We start from the raw sequence: 17385 nt of genomic DNA, 5'->3' as shown, positions 1-17385 counted from the left end.
CACCTTCCCTCATCCCGCAATCAGCTTGCGGATCTTGTCCATCAGCACGATCGTATCGTCCACCGTACGGACTGCACACATGACCGTATCGTCCCCGGCGATGCAGCCGACAATCTCTGAAAAATGGATGGCGTCAAGCGCTGCCGCGACTGCCATCGCCATGCCTGACACCGTCTTGATGACAAGGATGTTCTGCGCCATATCCATGGAAACGAAGCTATCGTGCAGAATACGGGTATATTTATCATTGAACGCCGTCTGAGGATGGAAAACCGCATATTTCTGTCCGCCGTTTTCTGTCTGGATCTTAGACAGCTTTAACTCCCGGATATCCCTGGAAACCGTTGCCTGCGTGACATTGTATCCCTCTTTATTCAGATATTCCGCCAGCTCTTCCTGCGTTTCAATCTCATATTTTCCAATCAATTCCACAATCTTGCTGTGACGTTCCATTTTCATGGCTCTGACTCCTTTTATATCTGTTTCATTTTGTTCCGTATATTTTCCAAAAATGGCACCTGTTTGAGCTGTATCAATGTCGTCTCGATCTCTGATTTTGCTATCTCGATTGTATCACCCGGCTCAATATCAACCACCGTATCGCCGTCAAAGCTCAGCGAAACCTTCGTCCGCCCGGTCGTCTGAATCCGCAGACTCAAATGGCTATCCGGCGGCAGAACGATGCTGCGCGAATTGAGCGAATGCGGGCAGAGAGGCGTCAATACCAGCAGTTCCGCCTCCGGCGCCACGATCGGACCGCCCGCTGACAGGTTGTATGCCGTCGAACCGGTCGGGGTCGCAACCACCATGCCGTCCGCCGAATATTCGTTAAACAGCTGTCCATTGACAGCCAGCTCAAACCGGAACGCATCAATTCCCATACGGTTCAGGACAATATCATTCAGGGCGATATCCTCCATAACAACCTTCCCGCCAGAAATCACGCACCCCTTGATCATCATCCGACTTTCCAGACGGTAGTGATCTTCCATCAGATCCCGCATGGCAGGCAGAATGTCCTCCTCATGCCCAATCTGCGTCAGATACCCCAGATGCCCCATATTGATGCCAAACAGTGGAATCTTCCGTCCCGCCAGATCACGCGCCGCCTGAATCAACGTTCCATCACCGCCCAGACAGATCACACAGTCTGTGTCCTCCGGCACGGTCCGACGATCCGTATAGCGATACGCCGGTATCACCCCAACATCCCGTCGAAGCCCGTCGTGACGGTCCAGGCGAATGCAGCGGCAGCCCTGCTCTGCAAAAAAGCTGCAAATCAGATCGGCGGCCTCCTCTACGCGCGGCTTTTCGCGGTTTACAATCAGATAGAAATTTCTCATGTTTTGTCTAACTCCATGTGAGCTTCCTCAACAACCTGTTCCGGTGAAACCGGACACTCTTTTTCCGCTTTTGCAAGTGCTTCCTCACCAGTCACAGTTTCCTCCGATGCCTGCTCCGGTTTATGCAGATACAGGAGGTACTCGATATTTCCCTCCGGTCCCTTGATCGGGGAAAATTCCAGATTCCGGATCTCAAAACCGATCTCCGCCGCATACGCCATCACCATCTGGATGACCTCCAGATGCGTGCTCTTCTCGCGGACAACGCCCTTCTTTCCGACTTTCTCACGTCCCGCCTCGAACTGCGGCTTGATCAGTGCAACCACCTCACCGCCCGGACTTAAAATCTCCTTTACCGGACCTAAAACCTTCGTCAGGGAAATAAAGGAAACGTCGATCGAAGAGAAATCTACCGGCTCGCCAATATCCTCCGGTGTCACATAACGGATGTTTGTCTTCTCCATGCAGACCACACGCGGATCATTGCGAAGTTTCCACGCCAGCTGTCCATGTCCTACATCGACCGAAAACACCTTGACCGCGCCATTCTGCAGCATACAGTCGGTAAATCCACCTGTGGACGCGCCGACATCCATACAGACCTTTCGATCCAGCGTCACTCCGAAATGCGTCATCGCCTTCTCCAGTTTCAGACCTCCGCGGCTCACATATTTTAAGGTAGATCCACGTACCTCGATCTTCGCATTTTCATCGAAGGTCGTACCCGCCTTGTCTTCTTTCTGATCTTCTACATATACAATCCCGGACATGATGATCGCTTTCGCCTTCTCACGGGATTCTGCCAGACCTCTCTTGACGAGAAGTACATCTAACCGTTCTTTCATTCTATGTTCTTCCTTCCGCTGCTGCCACTCTTTTGTTTCCCATCATGCTTCCGCGTCAGTCTGCAGCACACCTTCACGTTTCAGCTGCGCCAGAATCGAATCACTGTCAATTCCCAGCTCATTCCGGAGCACCGACACATTTCCGTGTTCGACGTAGGCATCCGGCAACGCTATATTAACTACCTTGATCTGCGGATAATGCTTCTGTACATAATCCGTCACCCGCTCGCCGTAACCGCCGCGCAGGACATTTTCCTCCAGTGTCACGATCGTATGATGCGTTCCAGCCAGATGGTCGATCACGTCGGTATCCATCGGTTTCACAAACCGCCCGTTGACCAGCGTACACGGCTGCCCGGCACTCTTTAATTTCTCCCGGATATGCTCTGCCGTGCTGACCATGCTTCCGACTGCCAGAAGCGCCGTCCCTCTCTCCTCATACAACATCTCGCTGACGCCATACTCGACCGGTGCCAGAAATTCTTTCAAGCCCCGGTACGCCTCGCCCCTCGGATAACGGATCGCAATCGGTCCATCGTAGGAGATAGCAAACTGCAGCATCTTTTCCAGTTCCCAGCGGTTCTTCGGCGCCATCACGCTCATATTCGGCACAGAGGAGAGGAATGTCAGATCAAAAATACCCTGATGTGTCTCCCCATCGCTTCCGACCAGTCCCGCGCGATCCACGCAGAACACAACCGGAAGATTCTGGATACAGACATCGTGAATGACCTGATCATATGCCCTCTGTAAAAAGGACGAATACACCGCCACCACCGGTTTCAGACCGGCTGCCGCCATACCTGCCGCCGAGGTAACCGCGTGTTCCTCCGCGATTCCCACATCGAAAAAGCGGTCCGGATATTCTTTCGAGAACCGTTTGAGCCCCGTTCCATCCGGCATCGCCGCTGTCACCGCCACGATCTTCGGATTTTCCGTTGCCAGACGGCAGATTTCTCTGGAAAATACATCTGTATAGCCCGGATGTTCCTTTTTCCGGAGCGGTTTTCCCGTTTCAATATCAAATGGTTCAACTCCGTGAAATGCCGACGGATTCTTCTCCGCCGGACGGTATCCCTTGCCCTTTTTCGTAATCACATGGATCAGCACCGCGCGGTTGATCTTTTTCGCCTCGCTGAAAATACGGATCAACCCCTTAATATCATGTCCATCCACCGGTCCCAGATACGTGATTCCCATATTTTCAAACCACATGCCCGGAATCAGAAGCTGCTTGATGCTGTTCTTTGTCCGGAGCAGCGTGCCGACCAGATCCGAACCGATCATCGGGATCCGCGATAACGTGCCCGCCACATTCTTCTTCAACAGATTGTAGCCCTCATCTGCACGAAGATTATTCAGATACCGCGACATACCGCCGACATTTTCCGAAATGGACATATTATTATCATTTAAAACAATAATAAAATTCGTCTTGAGCCGTCCCGCATTGTTGAGCGCCTCATACGCCATGCCGCCGGTCAGCGCGCCGTCCCCGATGACGGAAACGATCGAATAATCCTCGCCCAGCAGATCTCGCCCCTGTGCCATACCAAGCCCCGCCGAAATCGAAGTCGAGCTGTGTCCCGTGTCGAACGCATCAAACGGGCTTTCCTTCCGCTTCGGGAAACCGCTCAAGCCCCCATACTGGCGCAGTCCATCAAAATTATCCTTCCGCCCGCTTAAAATCTTGTGCGTATAGGACTGGTGCCCTACATCCCAGATAATCTTATCCTTCGGAAGATTCAGCGCGCAGAACATTGCAATCGTCAGTTCCACCACGCCTAAATTGGACGCCAAATGACCGCCTGTCCGGCTTGTCGTCTCGATCAGAAACTCGCGGATTTCCGCCGCCAGTTCCTTGCGTTCTTCCTCGCTCAACCGTTTTACATCCTCCGGTCCTTTTATCGTATCTAATACCATTCTTTCATCCCCCAAACCGTTTTCCACATCCGCTGTCGTCCCCGGTCTTCGATTGGATTTTTTATTTTTCACGGCTGACCAGCATCTCGATCAGCTCTTCGAGGAATTCATTCTTTCCAGGCAGGGAATAGAGGATATCAACCGCCGTCTCCGAAAGCTGTTTGACATCATGCTTCGATTTCTCGATTCCCTCCAATGTCACATAAGTGGTTTTATTGTTTTTCTCATCGCTCAGAACCGGTTTTCCAAGCACCTCCTGGCTGCTGGTAACGTCGAGAATATCATCCTGGATCTGGAACGCCAGACCGATCGCCGCCGCCATACGCTCTACTGTCCCGCACTCAGCTTCGCTCGCGCCCGCCATCACGGCTCCGATCACCATCGAAGCCTCCAAAAGTGCTCCCGTCTTTAAACGGTAGATAAAATCCAGCTTATCCTTCGGAATCGGCTGATTCGTCAGTTCCACATCCACCGTCTGACCGCCGATCATGCCGTAAATACCCGTTTTTTCGGATAAAATCTGGATACAACGTCCCACCTTTGCCGCATCCGGCGTCATCGCAAATGCCTTTGCCGCCGTCTCGATCGCGTAGATCAGAAGGGCATCTCCCGCCAGAACTGCCATATCATACCCATATGCAACCCAGGTCGTCTTTTTTCCACGTCGGTACTCGTCATTGTCCATACATGGAAGATCGTCATGAATCAGGGAAGATGTATGAATCATCTCGATCGCCGCCATCAGCGGCTCAATCTCTTTTCCCTGACCGCCAAACAGACGATATACCTCACGCATCAGAATCGGACGAAGGCGTTTGCCGCCTGCCTTCACGCTGTAATTCATCGCTTCAAAGATCGTTTTCTGATGCCCTTCCTCTGCCGGAAGATAAGAATATACAATCTCTTCCGCTTCCTTGACTGCCTGTGCCAGCCGTTCCTTTGCATTTTCCATCTCTGTCACGCCTCCGTCTCCTCGCCGTTTACGACCATAATCTGTTTTTCAACCTTATCTATCTTTTCACTGCAGGCGCGGACCAGACGCATTCCCGCCTCATACGACGCAAACGATTCTTCCAGCGTGCTGCGGCTGTCCTCCAGCGTCCGCATAATGCCATCCAGACGGTCAAACATTTCCTCGATCGAAAGTTCTTCCTTATTTTCTTCCATCGATCCTGCCTCCTGTTTTATCTAATATACTCTCGGAATCTTTCCTGAAAGAAAACGTGTTCTCAAATCTCTCTGTTATGATTCACACGCAACACAATGAACCACTTTTTTACCCAGGCAGGTTTTCCTGATAAACCTCCCGGATCTCTGCCTCCACGCGTCCATCCGGCAGACGGACGGTCAGCGTATCCCCAGCTTGCAATCCTGTCACTGTCTCCACACGTTTTCCATCTGCATCCGTCACGAACCCATATCCGCCGCTTATCTTTTTTAACGGGGAGAGACCATCCATCCGGCTGCACACCAGTTCCAGACGATGGCGCAGATCGGACACCTTTTTCTCCATCTGGCGCGCCATCTTAACTCTCGCATCTTCCAGATACTGCCGTCTCTCATTTAACTGACTCTGCGGACTGTGAAGCTGCAGGCGCAGACGAAACTGCTCCAGGCGATAGGCATACTGCTCCGCCTTCTGCTCCATCCGCTTCGTCATCTGCTGTGCCGCCGCAATGCACTGCTGCTCAAACAGGTGGTAATCAAAAACCGCCAGTTCTGCCGCCGCCGAAGGAGTCGGGGCACGCAGATCCGCCACATAGTCCGCGATCGTAACGTCTGTCTCATGCCCGACCGCCGAGATTACCGGCGTCCGGCACGCAAAAATCGCCCGCGCCACACTCTCCTCATTGAACGCCCACAGATCCTCAATCGAACCGCCTCCGCGCCCGACGATCAGCACATCCAGATGCAGCGCATCCAGGGTCTGGATCGCCCGCACGATACTCGGCGCTGCCCCTGCTCCCTGCACCAGTGCCGGGCAGAGGACAAGCTGCACGTAAGGGTTCCGCCGTCCCGAGATATTGATAATATCCCGGATTGCTGCGCCGGTGCTCGCCGTCACGATACCGACCGTTTTTGCATACTTTGGGATCGGCGTTTTATATTCCGGGGAAAACATCCCCATTTCTTCTAATTCATTTCTCAGTTTTTCAAAGCGCCGGAATAAATCGCCCGTGCCGTCCAGCGTGATCTCGCTGGCATAGAGCTGGTATCTTCCATCCCGCTCATACACTTCGATACTGCCCTTGACGACCACCTGCTGTCCTTCTTCCAGACGGAACGTAAGTCCCTTCCGCCTACTGGCAAACATAACTGCCTGCATCGCTCCCAGACCGTCTTTCAAGGTAAAATAAATATGACCGGACGTATGATATTTGCAGTTAGAAACCTCGCCCTTGACCGAAATCCGGTTCAGGGCAAAGTCCTGTGCGAACATATTTTTAATGTATGCATTAACCTGCGAAACCGAATATACGCCAGCCATCGCTTATACCAGCTTCGCTAAAATGCCGTTGATAAATGCCGGTGAATCATCGCCGCCGAACTTCTTCGCCAGCTCGACCGCCTCATTGATCGCTACCTTCTCCGGTACATCGTCATCGTGCTTGATCTCGTATAATGCCAGGCGCAGGATCGTCAGTTCCACCTTGCCCATACGGCGGGTAGTCCATCCCTGTGCAACCCCATCGATTGCCTTGTCAAGCTCCGGAAGCACATCCAGAATCTTCTCAACCTTGCTCTTTACGTATCCGCCGTCAAAGGTGTCTAACATCGGATTATGGATGATATCGCCGATTCCGCTCGGAACATCGTCCTCCTCTTTCGGCTCTGTAAAATATACATCCACCTGCTCCTGCATCTCATCCGTCGGGTAAAAATCCGCACAGAAAAGCAGCTTAAAGCAATGTTCTCTCAGTTCTCTTCTGGTCATACTAATCCTCCTGTTACCTGTTTCTATCCGTCTGATACGCCCGATTTGCTGCCTCGGTATCGCAAATATCCCTTTCGTAATCCGCTGCAATCGTTTTCTGAATATCCACAGTCTTTCCTGCATAATTGTTATATTTCTACTATTCTAATGTATCATTATAACGTATCCCCGGTTTTTTCACAAGAGTTTGAGAAAAAGAATCCGCCAAAGTTACTGTTCACGGGTAGGCACTTTTGGAACCGAAAGTGCCGTAAGAAAACGTGGTGGCAGCAGGAATTTGCCGTATTTAAATGCGAAGCCACGGCAAATTCCGTCACTGGACACGTATGCGTGAACAGTAACCCGCCAAAAAAGCGGCATCCCTGCTGAAGCAGAAACGCCGCTTTTATATCGTTTACAATCTTATCGATTGCTTATGCTATCCAATTTTTATTCATCCACGCTGTAGTTCGGAGCCTCTTTTGTGATGTGGATATCATGCGGATGGCTCTCTTTTAAGGATGCTGCGGAAATCTTGATGAAACGTCCGGTCTCCTGAAGAGTCGGAATATCCGATGCGCCGCAGTAACCCATACCAGCACGCAGACCGCCGAGCATCTGGAATACGGTATCTTCTACCATTCCCTTGTATGCAACACGTCCTTCTACACCCTCCGGAACGAGTTTCTTCGCATCGCTCTGGAAGTAACGATCCTTGCTGCCGTTCTCCATCGCTGCGATGGAACCCATGCCGCGGTATACTTTGTATTTTCTTCCCTGGTACAGCTCAAAAGTTCCCGGGCTCTCATCGCATCCTGCAAACATGGAACCCATCATGCAGACGCTGCCGCCTGCTGCGATCGCCTTCGTCAGATCGCCAGAATACTTGATACCGCCGTCTGCGATGATCGGAATGCCGTACTCTTTGGCAACTGCGTAGCAGTCCATAACAGCGGTGATCTGCGGAACGCCGATACCTGCTACAACACGGGTCGTACAGATGGAACCCGGTCCGATACCAACCTTGACCGCGTCAACGCCTGCCTCGATGAGAGCTTTTGTTGCCTCTCCGGTCGCTACGTTACCTGCTATTACCTGCAGATCCGGATATGCTTCCTTGATCATTCTGACACAGTGAAGAACATTCTCAGAATGTCCATGTGCAGAGTCGAGAACAACTACGTCTACTTTTGCTTTCACCAAGGCTTCCACACGATCCAGCACGTTTGCAGTGATACCTACTGCCGCACCGCAGAGCAGACGTCCCTGTGCATCCTTTGCAGAGAACGGATACTTGATCTGTTTCTCAATATCCTTGATAGTAATAAGACCCTTGAGGTTAAAATCCTTGTCCACGATCGGAAGCTTCTCGACACGTGCCTTGGCAAGAATCTTCTTTGCCTCCGTCAGGGTAATGCCCTCCGGAGCGGTAACCAGATGCTCAGAAGTCATGCACTCTTTAATCTTCTTGGAGAAATCTTCCTCGAACTTGAGGTCACGGTTTGTGATAATACCAACCAGTTTTCTTCCCTCTGTGATCGGAACACCGGAAATCCGGAACTTGCCCATCAGCTCATCCGCATCCTTTAATGTATGCTCTGGGGATAAATAAAACGGGTCAGTGATTACACCATTCTCAGAACGTTTTACTTTATCGACCTCCTCAGCCTGCGCCTCGATCGACATGTTCTTGTGAATAATACCAATTCCACCCTGTCTTGCCATTGCAATCGCCATGCGGTGCTCTGTAACCGTATCCATGCCGGCACTCATCAGGGGGATGTTCAGCTGAATCTTCTTGGTCAGATGTGTCGTCAGGTTTACCTGATTCGGAATAACCTCAGAATAGGACGGCACAAGCAGGACATCATCAAATGTAATGCCATCGCCAATAATCTTACCCATTATATTACCCTCACTTTCGTAAATTTTAAACACCGGACATTGAAAACTGTCTGATGTTAATAATTGATTTTAGCAAGTTTTTTGAAATATGTCAACCGGAGAATAAAGGGGTTGACGATAGAATTTACTTACGCCATTTAATTAGCATATCTTATAAATAATACCAATCAGATAAGTATTAATAATGCAGTCATCCTTAGCCTCATTTCCCTGCCAATTTTTTCACCCAAAAAGAAGGACTGCCACACCTTCGCATAGCAGTCCTTCTCTCCCCTGGCAGCTGCCTGTCAGAGATTCTTTCTATAAATTACCATTTTTATTTTCTACATTCGATACTGCATCTCTGATGTAACATCTTCCGCCATTTTCCGGCTCTCTTACTTACATCATGCCGCCCATGCCAGCGCCTGCTGCCGGACCTGCCGGTGCATCTTCTTTGATGTTGGCAACTGCAGACTCGGTTGTAAGCAGGGTAGATGCAACGCTGGTTGCGTTCTGCAGGGCACTTCTGGTTACCTTTGCCGGATCCAGGATGCCTGCTTCTACCATATCTACGTATTCCTCATTGTAAGCATCGTAACCTACGCCTACCGGGGACTCTTTTACCTTGTTGATGATAACAGAGCCTTCCAGACCTGCGTTTGCTGCGATGTGGAACAGCGGAGCTTCCAGAGCTTTCAGGACGATACGGCCGCCGGTCTTCTCGTCGCCTTCCAGTCCGTCTACTACCTTCTGAACTTCTGCTGCTGCGTGAACATATGCAGATCCGCCGCCTGCGATGATGCCTTCCTCAACAGCTGCCTTTGCTGCGGACAGGGCATCTTCCATACGCATCTTAGCTTCCTTCATCTCAGCCTCGGTCGCTGCACCAACACGGATAACGGCTACGCCGCCAGCCATCTTAGCCAGTCTCTCCTGCAGTTTCTCACGGTCAAAATCAGAAGTGGTTTCCTCAATCTGAGCCTTAATCTGAGCCACACGGTCTGCGATGGCTTTCTTATCGCCGCAGCCATCTACGATGATGGTGTTCTCTTTCTGAACTTTAACGGATTTCGCACGACCAAGCTGATCCATGGTGGTATCCTTTAATTCAAGTCCCAGTTCCTCGGAAATAACAGTACCGCCAGTCAGGATTGCAATATCCTTTAACATTTCTTTTCTTCTATCGCCGTAACCCGGAGCCTTCACACCAACAACGGTGAAAGTACCTCTCAGCTTATTGACAATCAGGGTGGTCAGCGCCTCACCCTCAATGTCCTCAGCGATGATGAGCAGCTTGGAACCAGACTGTACCAGCTGTTCCAGCAGCGGCAGAATCTCCTGAATGTTGGAGATCTTCTTATCGGTAATTAAGATGTACGGATCGTCCAGAACGGCTTCCATCTTCTCCATATCAGTTGCCATGTATGCAGATACATAGCCACGGTCAAACTGCATGCCTTCTACCAGATCAAGCTCAGTCTTCATAGTCTTGGACTCTTCAATGGTAATAACGCCGTCTTTGGAAACCTTCTCCATCGCGTCTGCTACCATCTGGCCTACTTCCTCATCAGCGGAAGAGATAGCAGCGACTCTTGCGATATCTGCCTGGCTCTTAACGTCCTTCTTCATGCCTTTGATTGCCTCTACGGCTGCATCTGTGGCTTTCTTCATACCCTTTCTCATAATGATCGGGTTAGCACCTGCTGCCAGGTTCTTCATACCTTCGTTGATCATCGCCTGGGCCAGAACGGTTGCGGTTGTAGTACCATCACCAGCTGCATCGTTGGTCTTGGTTGCTACTTCCTTCACCAGCTGTGCGCCCATGTTCTCAAACGGGTCTGCCAGCTCGATCTCCTTCGCAATGGTCACACCATCGTTGGTAATGAGCGGAGCGCCGAAGGATTTATCCAGAACTACGTTTCTGCCTTTCGGTCCTAATGTAACTCTTACGGTATCTGCTAACTGATTTACGCCCGCTTCCAGGGCTTTTCTGGCTTCTACGCCATATTTAATTTCCTTTGCCATGGTTATCAACCTCCATAATTTTCTTGAATAAACGTTCCGATCAGCATCTGTCTTCCAGACATCCTGCCCATCGATTAACCGATAACAGCCAGAATATCATTCTGTTTTACAATGACATATTTCTCATTGTCCAGCTCAACTTCTGTGCCTGAGTATTTCGAATAGATAACTTTATCGCCAACCTTTACCTGCATCGTGATTTCTTTTCCATCTACCACTCCGCCAGGACCAACCGCGATTACCTCTGCCTGCTGCGGTTTCTCTTTTGCCTGACCCGGAAGAACGATACCTGATTTGGTCGTCTCCTCTGCAACTAACTGCTTTAATACAACTCTGTCAAATAATGGTGTTAACTTCATTATTGGCTCCTCCTTATCCATCCAAATTTATTCCATCTGATTGCTTTTCTTTCGTAATCAGATATGTATCTTCTTCTTACGAAGTATGTTATAACACGTTCTGTTAGCACCGTCAAGTGTTGAGTGCTAAAATTTTAGTAAATTTTACGGGGAGAACTGAAATATTCCATTTCTCCCCGTTCTATTAATTGCTCTCCTCAAATGCCTTAATCGCCGCAACCGTTTTCTCATAACACTCTTTTACCGATGCAAAATCTGCCTCGTATCCGGTCAGTTCTCTGCCTCTCAGTTTTTCGGTCAGCGCTGCGCTTACCTCATAGAAGGCATCAAAGCCCAGGTTCAGACAGATTCCTTTCAGGGTATGTGCCGCGCGGAATGCTTTCTCCGCATCCTTTTCTTTTAATCCATTCTCCAGATCCTGAAAGCTGGAATCGCTCAGAAACTTGATGGCAAATTTTTCCACCAGCGCCACACCTCCAAAGCGTTTCTGAACTCCTTCAAAATCCCCGCCCATTTCTTTGTAGCATTCCTGAATTGTCATGACAGCCTCCTGTTATTTCTCTTCCTCAGTTTTCATACGGCTCAGCTCCTCGCCCGCAGTTCCATACTCTTTTTCAATCGCCTGCGTCACCGCGCCGAAAAACTTCTTCTGTGAATTGTCATAATGTTCAAATTTCTTATTTTTTCGCTCCGGATCACTCATCTCACTCCGGTATGCTGCCTCCTGCAGCTCCTTTTTAATAGGATCCTGAATCTCACACAGGCACTCAAGCAGGAGCGGGTTAAATGTACCACACTCTCCGTTGCAGATCATCTGCACCGCCTCCTCATGAGAATAAGCCTTTTTATAGACGCGCTCACTTGTCAGCGCATCATACACATCCGCCAGCGCCACCACCTGCGCTGAGATCGGGATCTCCTCCCCTTTTAGACCATCTGGATATCCTTTTCCATCATAGCGCTCATGGTGCCAACGGCAGATCTGGTACGCCACTTTCATCAGCGGCTCATCCTCATACATCTGAAGATTCGCAAGCATGTCCGCACCGATCACTGTATGTTTTTCCATGATCTTACGCTCCTCCGGCGTCAGACGACCCGGTTTATTCAAAATCTTCTCGTCAATTCCGATCTTTCCGATGTCATGCAGGGATGATGCCGTGCTGATCAGCATCCGGTTCGACCAGGACAAGGGATATTTGTCCGTCTTCTTGACGAGCTGTTCCAGAATCATCGTCGTCAATATATTAATATTGAGTACGTGCATACCGCTCTCGCCATTTCGAAATTCCACGATCTCGCTCAGAACACTGATCAGCATCCGGCTATTCTTCTCTTTCTCAAAAACCTGGTTCGTCACCATTGCCACCAGGCGGCGCTGTTTCGCATACAATTTGATCGTATTTAAGACACGCCGGTGTACAACCTCCATATCGAACGGGCGCTTGATATAATCAGAAACTCCCCACTCATACGCCTGCTTGATGACCTCGCCCGAATCTTCGCCCGAAATCATGATAACCGGGATATCCCCGATCAGGTTGTTGCGGTTCATGTATTCCAGAACCCCGAAGCCGTTCATCCCCGGCATGACGATATCGAGAAGAATCAGGGAAATCTTCGTCTCATAACGGTTCAGCATGTCGAGACATGCTGAACCATTTTCTGCCTCCAGAATCTCGAATTCGCCTTTCAGCATTTCTGAGAGAATCATACGGTTCATCTCCGAATCGTCCACGATCAAAATGCGGTAACGACTCGCATTGCGCCGCCCGGCTGCCACGATCTCCTCCGGTGTCCACTGTCCATCTTTCTCAGTCACAATCATGTTCTTGGAGGTCTTCGCCTGATACATAAATTCGTCCGCCCGGCACATCGCCTTCCCGACTGTCTCCCCGTTCGTCAGCGTACCGCCGATGCTGACTGACAATTTCAGTTGCGGATATCCTTCAACACTCATGTTGCAGATCAAATCCTGTATCCGATGCAGCTTCTCAACAAATGCCTCCAGACTGATGCCCGGCATCACAAGCAGGAATTCATCCCCGCCATAACGCACCAAGCGGTCCGTCTTACGGATACAGCTTATAATCGCCGCCGACACCGTCACCAGCACTTTATCGCCCGCCACATGCCCATATATATCATTGTAGGTCTTAAAATCATCCAGATCGAGCATCGCGATACCGGCATCCATCCGCTGCTCTTTTAACTGATCTTCAAAATATCTCCGGCTGTAGCTCCTCGTCAGTGCATCCGCATACAGCTCGCGCCTGTAGTGTGCAAATTTCTTAACGAGTGCTTCTCTTCCCTCTGCGTCAAGAAGTGTCTCATCATCCAGACAGGAAATCATCTCCACCACACAGGGAACTCCATCCACCTCCAGATACTTCGCGATGACCTGATACATCTTCAGACCGATAAATTCAAGCTTCATGCACTGTCCCTTCATCGCAAGCGCGCGCTGTGCCGCACAATTCTTTCCTTTTTCCCAGAACGAATAGCATTTGCAGTCCTCGGATCGGAGTTCCCCGTTCCTCACGTCCATCTTATGGAGTAGATCTTTATCTAAAATACGTACAACCGTAAATATCCTTTCCATCTGTGCAATCATTTGTTCCAATTCCTGCGCCGTCATCTTTGTATTCAAATTCATCATTTTATTTTTATCACCACCTAGCAAATATATAATTTTATTCTACATGATTTCCGGTATGACAACAAGCATTTTTCTCATGCTTCCTGTACATAATTACCGCCCCTGTGTTACTGTTCACGCATACGTACCCCGTAACACGTGATTCACACACTTCCCGTTGTTCACAAAAGATTCCCTTTATTTTTTAGGCGTTTCGTATTACAATAAGGATATCGAATCGTATAGAGAGGAGTATCAACCATGGCAAAAAAACATTTTGGTAAATTACTGACACTGGCAGCTATCGTCGGCGCTGCAGCAGCTGGTGTTTCTTACGTCTTACAGTATAAATCATTCCACAAGGAACTGGATGAGGATTTCCACGACTTTGAAGATGATTTCGATGATTTTGACGATGCCGGCGATAAAGAAGCTTCCAAGGCTTCTGATACAGCTGCCTCCGAACGCAGCTATGTTTCCTTAAATCCGGAGAAAAAGGAAGCTCCGGCTGAGACTCCAGAGGAAACTTCTGAACATTCTGAGGAAAGCGAAAAAGCTCCGGCTGATGCAGATGTCTCTTCCGAAGAACCAGTCAAAACAGAAACCGTCCGCGCAGATGCTCCGGTTTCCGAGGACGGCGAATCTTCTTCCGAGAAAGAAGATTCCGACGCAGCCCCGGATGACAGCACAACCGTGACGGTTGAGGAAATCACAGAATAACACAGGAGGATTCTTTGCATGATACAAAGTCTTCTCCGCGCGATGGAACTTCTGGAACTTTTAAAAGAAGCCAACCACAAATATTCCATCGCAGAACTTTCCGAATCAACCGGGCTTCCGCCCAGCACAATCCACCGGATTTTGCAGACATTTTGTGAAAAAAAATACGTGATCCGCGATGAACACGCGCACACCTACCAGCTTGGTCCCGCCCTCATCTCTCTCGGTCGGGCGGCGGCTGACAATGTGCGGATTCAGGATGCGGCGCTTCCGATTCTCAAGAACCTCTCCTACTGTACCCGTGAGGATTCCTATCTGATCATCCAGGTTGGCGACAAGGGACTGGTACTTGACAAAACGGACGGTCCGAACCACCTCAAGGTCGTCGAAGAATTTGGCTATGAGATGGATCTGCACTGCGGTGCGATCCGCAAAGCGCTTCTGGCTTTCCAGAGCGACGAATACATCCGCCGCTATCTGGACACACGCTTAAACCGTCCTGAGGCATTTCCAAAGGCGGATCCCGCAGAATTGGCAGAAGAACTCCGCACCATCCGTGAAAAGGGCATTGCCGTTTCCCACGGCGAATACGTCCCGGATGCAGTCGGGATCGGTGCTCCCATTTACGGTATTGACGGACGCATTTCCGCTTCGGTCGGAATCATCGCACCGTATTCCCGTATTGAAGATGACACACATCTTCTGCACCTGCAGGATCAGGTCCGCCACAGTGCGGCAGAATTGTCCTATTATATGGGACATACATTTAAGCAGGAGAAATAAAGGAGATTTCACTTTATGATTAATAAACGCTTATTTTTAGCAGGCTTAACAACCGGTCTTCTCTCCCTCTCCGCCGCTTTCCCGGCGATGGCAGGAAGCTGGAAAAATGGAGCTGGTGACAATGCCGCCCGCTGGTGGTACGACAACGGTGACAACACCTGGGCGGCAAATGGCTGGCGCTGGATCGACGGCAACCAGGACGGCGTCAGCGAATGCTACTATTTCGACGCCGAAGGCTGGCTTCTAACCTCCACCACGACGCCGGACGGCTACAATGTAAACGCAGACGGTGCCTGGACGGTAAACGGCATCGCTCAGATCCGCCAGACCGCGGCTTCCAATGAATCCGATAACGAAAGCTGGGACGATTTCCAGAACGGCTCCTCCAAAAAGGCAAAAAAAACAGCCACCAGCTCCAGCAGGACGCCAGATTCCGGAAGCTCTGACTCCAGCACCGGCTCATCCGAAGATTCTTCCAGCGATGATAGCAGCAATTCCAACGGAAGCTCCGGCAGCCACAGCAATTCCGGAAGCTCCGGTCCGTCCAAAGAAACCTCTTCTACTTCCGGAGACAAAAAGCCGGATGCTCCAAAGAAGAACTCCAAACAGGAACCAGGCAGCGGCTACCGCCAGGGGTCTGTGACGGATGAGCAAATTGCAAATAATAGTTCTTCTGACTCCACTAAGGAATAAATAAATGTATGCCGCTAGGCGCACCAAACAAACGCCCCCGCAAGAAAATCTCCTGCGGGGGCGTTTCTATCTCATCATTCAGTTTCCCAAACGAATCTTCTATTATTTCTGAAGTGCAAGAACGTCAGCGAATGCCTGAATAGCAGTGCTTGCCTGACCGAAGTCTCTCATCTGCTGGTCGATACCCAGTTTGATGTGCGGAACGCCTGCATCGTTCAGAGCTTTCTTCAGGTATGGATACTCCATCTCCTCCGGATCACAGAACTGCTGCATAAACAGTACCAGACCCTGAGCGCCGCTCTCTTTAACCATGTTAGCTACGAACTCACCACGACGGTTCTTGTCAGATTCCGGATCGTACAGAAGTACTTCGTAATCGATGTTAGCGAACTGTTTAGCCAGTGCTCTAACCGGATCCAGCTCGTCTTCCGGAGCATCTACACGGAAGGAACGTGTCTCGTGTGCCACATCATCTGCAGCGATAGCGATGTTGTTCTCTTCGAAGATAGAAAGCAGCTTCGGATTATCACAGATAATACCGGAGGTAACAACCTTGGTTCCCTTCCAGTCACAGACAGGAAGTTTAGCCAGCTCTGCGTTCAGCTCGACAAGCTTTGCAGTGTACTCCGGCTTCTCCATGAAGTAGAATGCCTTCAGAACTGCGGAACGTTTGGTTGGTGTGATAACATCACAGTGCTCGTTAGCCAGTTTTACGAACTCACGGCGAGCTGCACGGCTCTTGTTGTATACAACGATAGCATCCTGGATATCAGCATCCGTAATTTTTCTGCCTGCGATTTCTTCCAGATCTGCTTTAACATGGTTGTACTGATCGATACAGAACTGAAGACCAAACTCTTCGAAACGGTTCTGCGGATGAGCTAAGAAGATAACTTTCATCTTGTCGCCCATAGCTACACGGAAGTTCTGGCTCATCGGACGAAGAGTATCACAGATAGTAGGTGTGATAATACCGTCTAACTGATCCATAGTTCCATCCAGCAGCATCTCCAGAGCTAACTGAGCGATGGTGCAGTAGAAAGTAGCGCAGTACTCTTTTGCACGGCTGATGGTCTTAGTGTTGGAACCCCACATACCCATCGGAACGATACCAGCGGCATATACAAGCTCTTCCGGAGCGTAGTAAGGAAGAACACCAACTACTTTTTTGCCCTGAGCTTTATATTCAGCAAGCTGCTGCTTCGGAGTTGCAGCTTTTACCTTAAATTCTTCTAATAATGCGTTAACACTCATG

The 17385-nt window shown here is 50.0% G+C and carries 17 protein-coding genes; 3 read left to right on the top strand and 14 right to left on the bottom strand.

What is annotated here, in order from left to right:
* Positions 1-9: 9 nt before the first annotated feature.
* From argR to DWV73_RS08255, 13 genes are all read right to left on the bottom strand, one after another.
* Positions 10-459, bottom strand: a complete 450-nt coding sequence (argR, locus tag DWV73_RS08315; protein ID WP_022359930.1) for an arginine repressor — start codon at positions 457-459, stop codon at positions 10-12.
* Positions 460-473: 14 nt separating this feature from the next.
* Entirely contained in the window at positions 474-1343 is an 870-nt protein-coding gene (locus tag DWV73_RS08310) for an NAD(+)/NADH kinase (RefSeq protein WP_117796395.1), read from the bottom strand.
* Positions 1340-2188 carry a TlyA family RNA methyltransferase gene (locus DWV73_RS08305; protein ID WP_117796394.1) on the bottom strand — a complete coding sequence of 283 codons (849 nt, stop codon included), beginning with the start codon at positions 2186-2188 and terminating at the stop codon, positions 1340-1342. Before DWV73_RS08305 ends, DWV73_RS08310 begins: the two co-directional genes overlap by 4 nt.
* 42 nt (positions 2189-2230) lie before the next feature.
* Entirely contained in the window at positions 2231-4111 is a 1881-nt protein-coding gene (dxs, locus tag DWV73_RS08300; RefSeq protein ID WP_117796393.1) for a 1-deoxy-D-xylulose-5-phosphate synthase, read from the bottom strand.
* 61 nt (positions 4112-4172) lie between these two features.
* Positions 4173-5063, bottom strand: a complete 891-nt coding sequence (locus DWV73_RS08295) for a polyprenyl synthetase family protein (RefSeq protein ID WP_117796477.1) — start codon at positions 5061-5063, stop codon at positions 4173-4175.
* Between the two features lie 5 nt (positions 5064-5068).
* Positions 5069-5278, bottom strand: a complete 210-nt coding sequence (xseB, locus tag DWV73_RS08290; protein ID WP_107000293.1) for an exodeoxyribonuclease VII small subunit — start codon at positions 5276-5278, stop codon at positions 5069-5071.
* A gap of 109 nt (positions 5279-5387) precedes the next feature.
* Positions 5388-6599, bottom strand: coding sequence for an exodeoxyribonuclease VII large subunit (xseA, locus tag DWV73_RS08285; protein ID WP_022359936.1), 1212 nt, complete (start codon positions 6597-6599; stop codon positions 5388-5390).
* Between the two features lie 3 nt (positions 6600-6602).
* Positions 6603-7046, bottom strand: a complete 444-nt coding sequence (nusB, locus tag DWV73_RS08280; protein WP_107000295.1) for a transcription antitermination factor NusB — start codon at positions 7044-7046, stop codon at positions 6603-6605.
* Between the two features lie 429 nt (positions 7047-7475).
* Positions 7476-8930, bottom strand: a complete 1455-nt coding sequence (gene guaB, locus DWV73_RS08275; RefSeq protein WP_022359938.1) for an IMP dehydrogenase — start codon at positions 8928-8930, stop codon at positions 7476-7478.
* A gap of 381 nt (positions 8931-9311) precedes the next feature.
* Positions 9312-10937, bottom strand: coding sequence for a chaperonin GroEL (groL, locus tag DWV73_RS08270; RefSeq protein ID WP_022359939.1), 1626 nt, complete (start codon positions 10935-10937; stop codon positions 9312-9314).
* A 74-nt stretch (positions 10938-11011) separates the two neighbouring features.
* Positions 11012-11296 carry a co-chaperone GroES gene (locus tag DWV73_RS08265; RefSeq protein ID WP_022359940.1) on the bottom strand — a complete coding sequence of 95 codons (285 nt, stop codon included), beginning with the start codon at positions 11294-11296 and terminating at the stop codon, positions 11012-11014.
* Between the two features lie 184 nt (positions 11297-11480).
* Complete coding sequence (locus DWV73_RS08260; protein WP_117796392.1) at positions 11481-11837, bottom strand: Hpt domain-containing protein; 357 nt, start codon at positions 11835-11837, stop codon at positions 11481-11483.
* Between the two features lie 12 nt (positions 11838-11849).
* Complete coding sequence (locus DWV73_RS08255) at positions 11850-13955, bottom strand: diguanylate cyclase (protein ID WP_333491318.1); 2106 nt, start codon at positions 13953-13955, stop codon at positions 11850-11852.
* 240 nt (positions 13956-14195) lie between these two features.
* On the opposite strand from DWV73_RS08255, the gene DWV73_RS08250 reads away from it, so the two are divergent.
* From DWV73_RS08250 to DWV73_RS08240, 3 genes are read left to right on the top strand one after another with little or no spacing between them, the layout of a single operon-like run.
* Complete coding sequence (locus DWV73_RS08250; protein WP_107000298.1) at positions 14196-14654, top strand: hypothetical protein; 459 nt, start codon at positions 14196-14198, stop codon at positions 14652-14654.
* 18 nt (positions 14655-14672) lie between these two features.
* Positions 14673-15437: an IclR family transcriptional regulator gene (locus tag DWV73_RS08245; protein WP_117796391.1), complete on the top strand. Its 765-nt coding sequence runs from the start codon at positions 14673-14675 to the stop codon at positions 15435-15437.
* A gap of 15 nt (positions 15438-15452) precedes the next feature.
* On the top strand, positions 15453-16130 hold the full coding sequence (locus tag DWV73_RS08240) for a choline-binding protein (RefSeq protein WP_117796390.1): 678 nt from the start codon (positions 15453-15455) through the stop codon (positions 16128-16130).
* 102 nt (positions 16131-16232) lie between these two features.
* Here DWV73_RS08240 and hgdB read toward each other — a convergent pair whose 3' ends face one another.
* A complete protein-coding gene (gene hgdB / locus DWV73_RS08235) occupies positions 16233-17384 on the bottom strand; it encodes a (R)-2-hydroxyglutaryl-CoA dehydratase subunit beta (RefSeq protein ID WP_117796389.1) in 1152 nt (383 codons plus the stop codon).
* Between the last annotated feature and the right edge of the window lies 1 nt (position 17385).

This window comes from Clostridium sp. AF12-41 (genome assembly GCF_003461685.1).
In the GTDB taxonomy this organism is placed as follows: Bacteria; Bacillota; Clostridia; order Lachnospirales; family Lachnospiraceae; genus Otoolea; species Otoolea fessa.
This window is presented reverse-complemented; position numbering and strand designations above follow the sequence as displayed.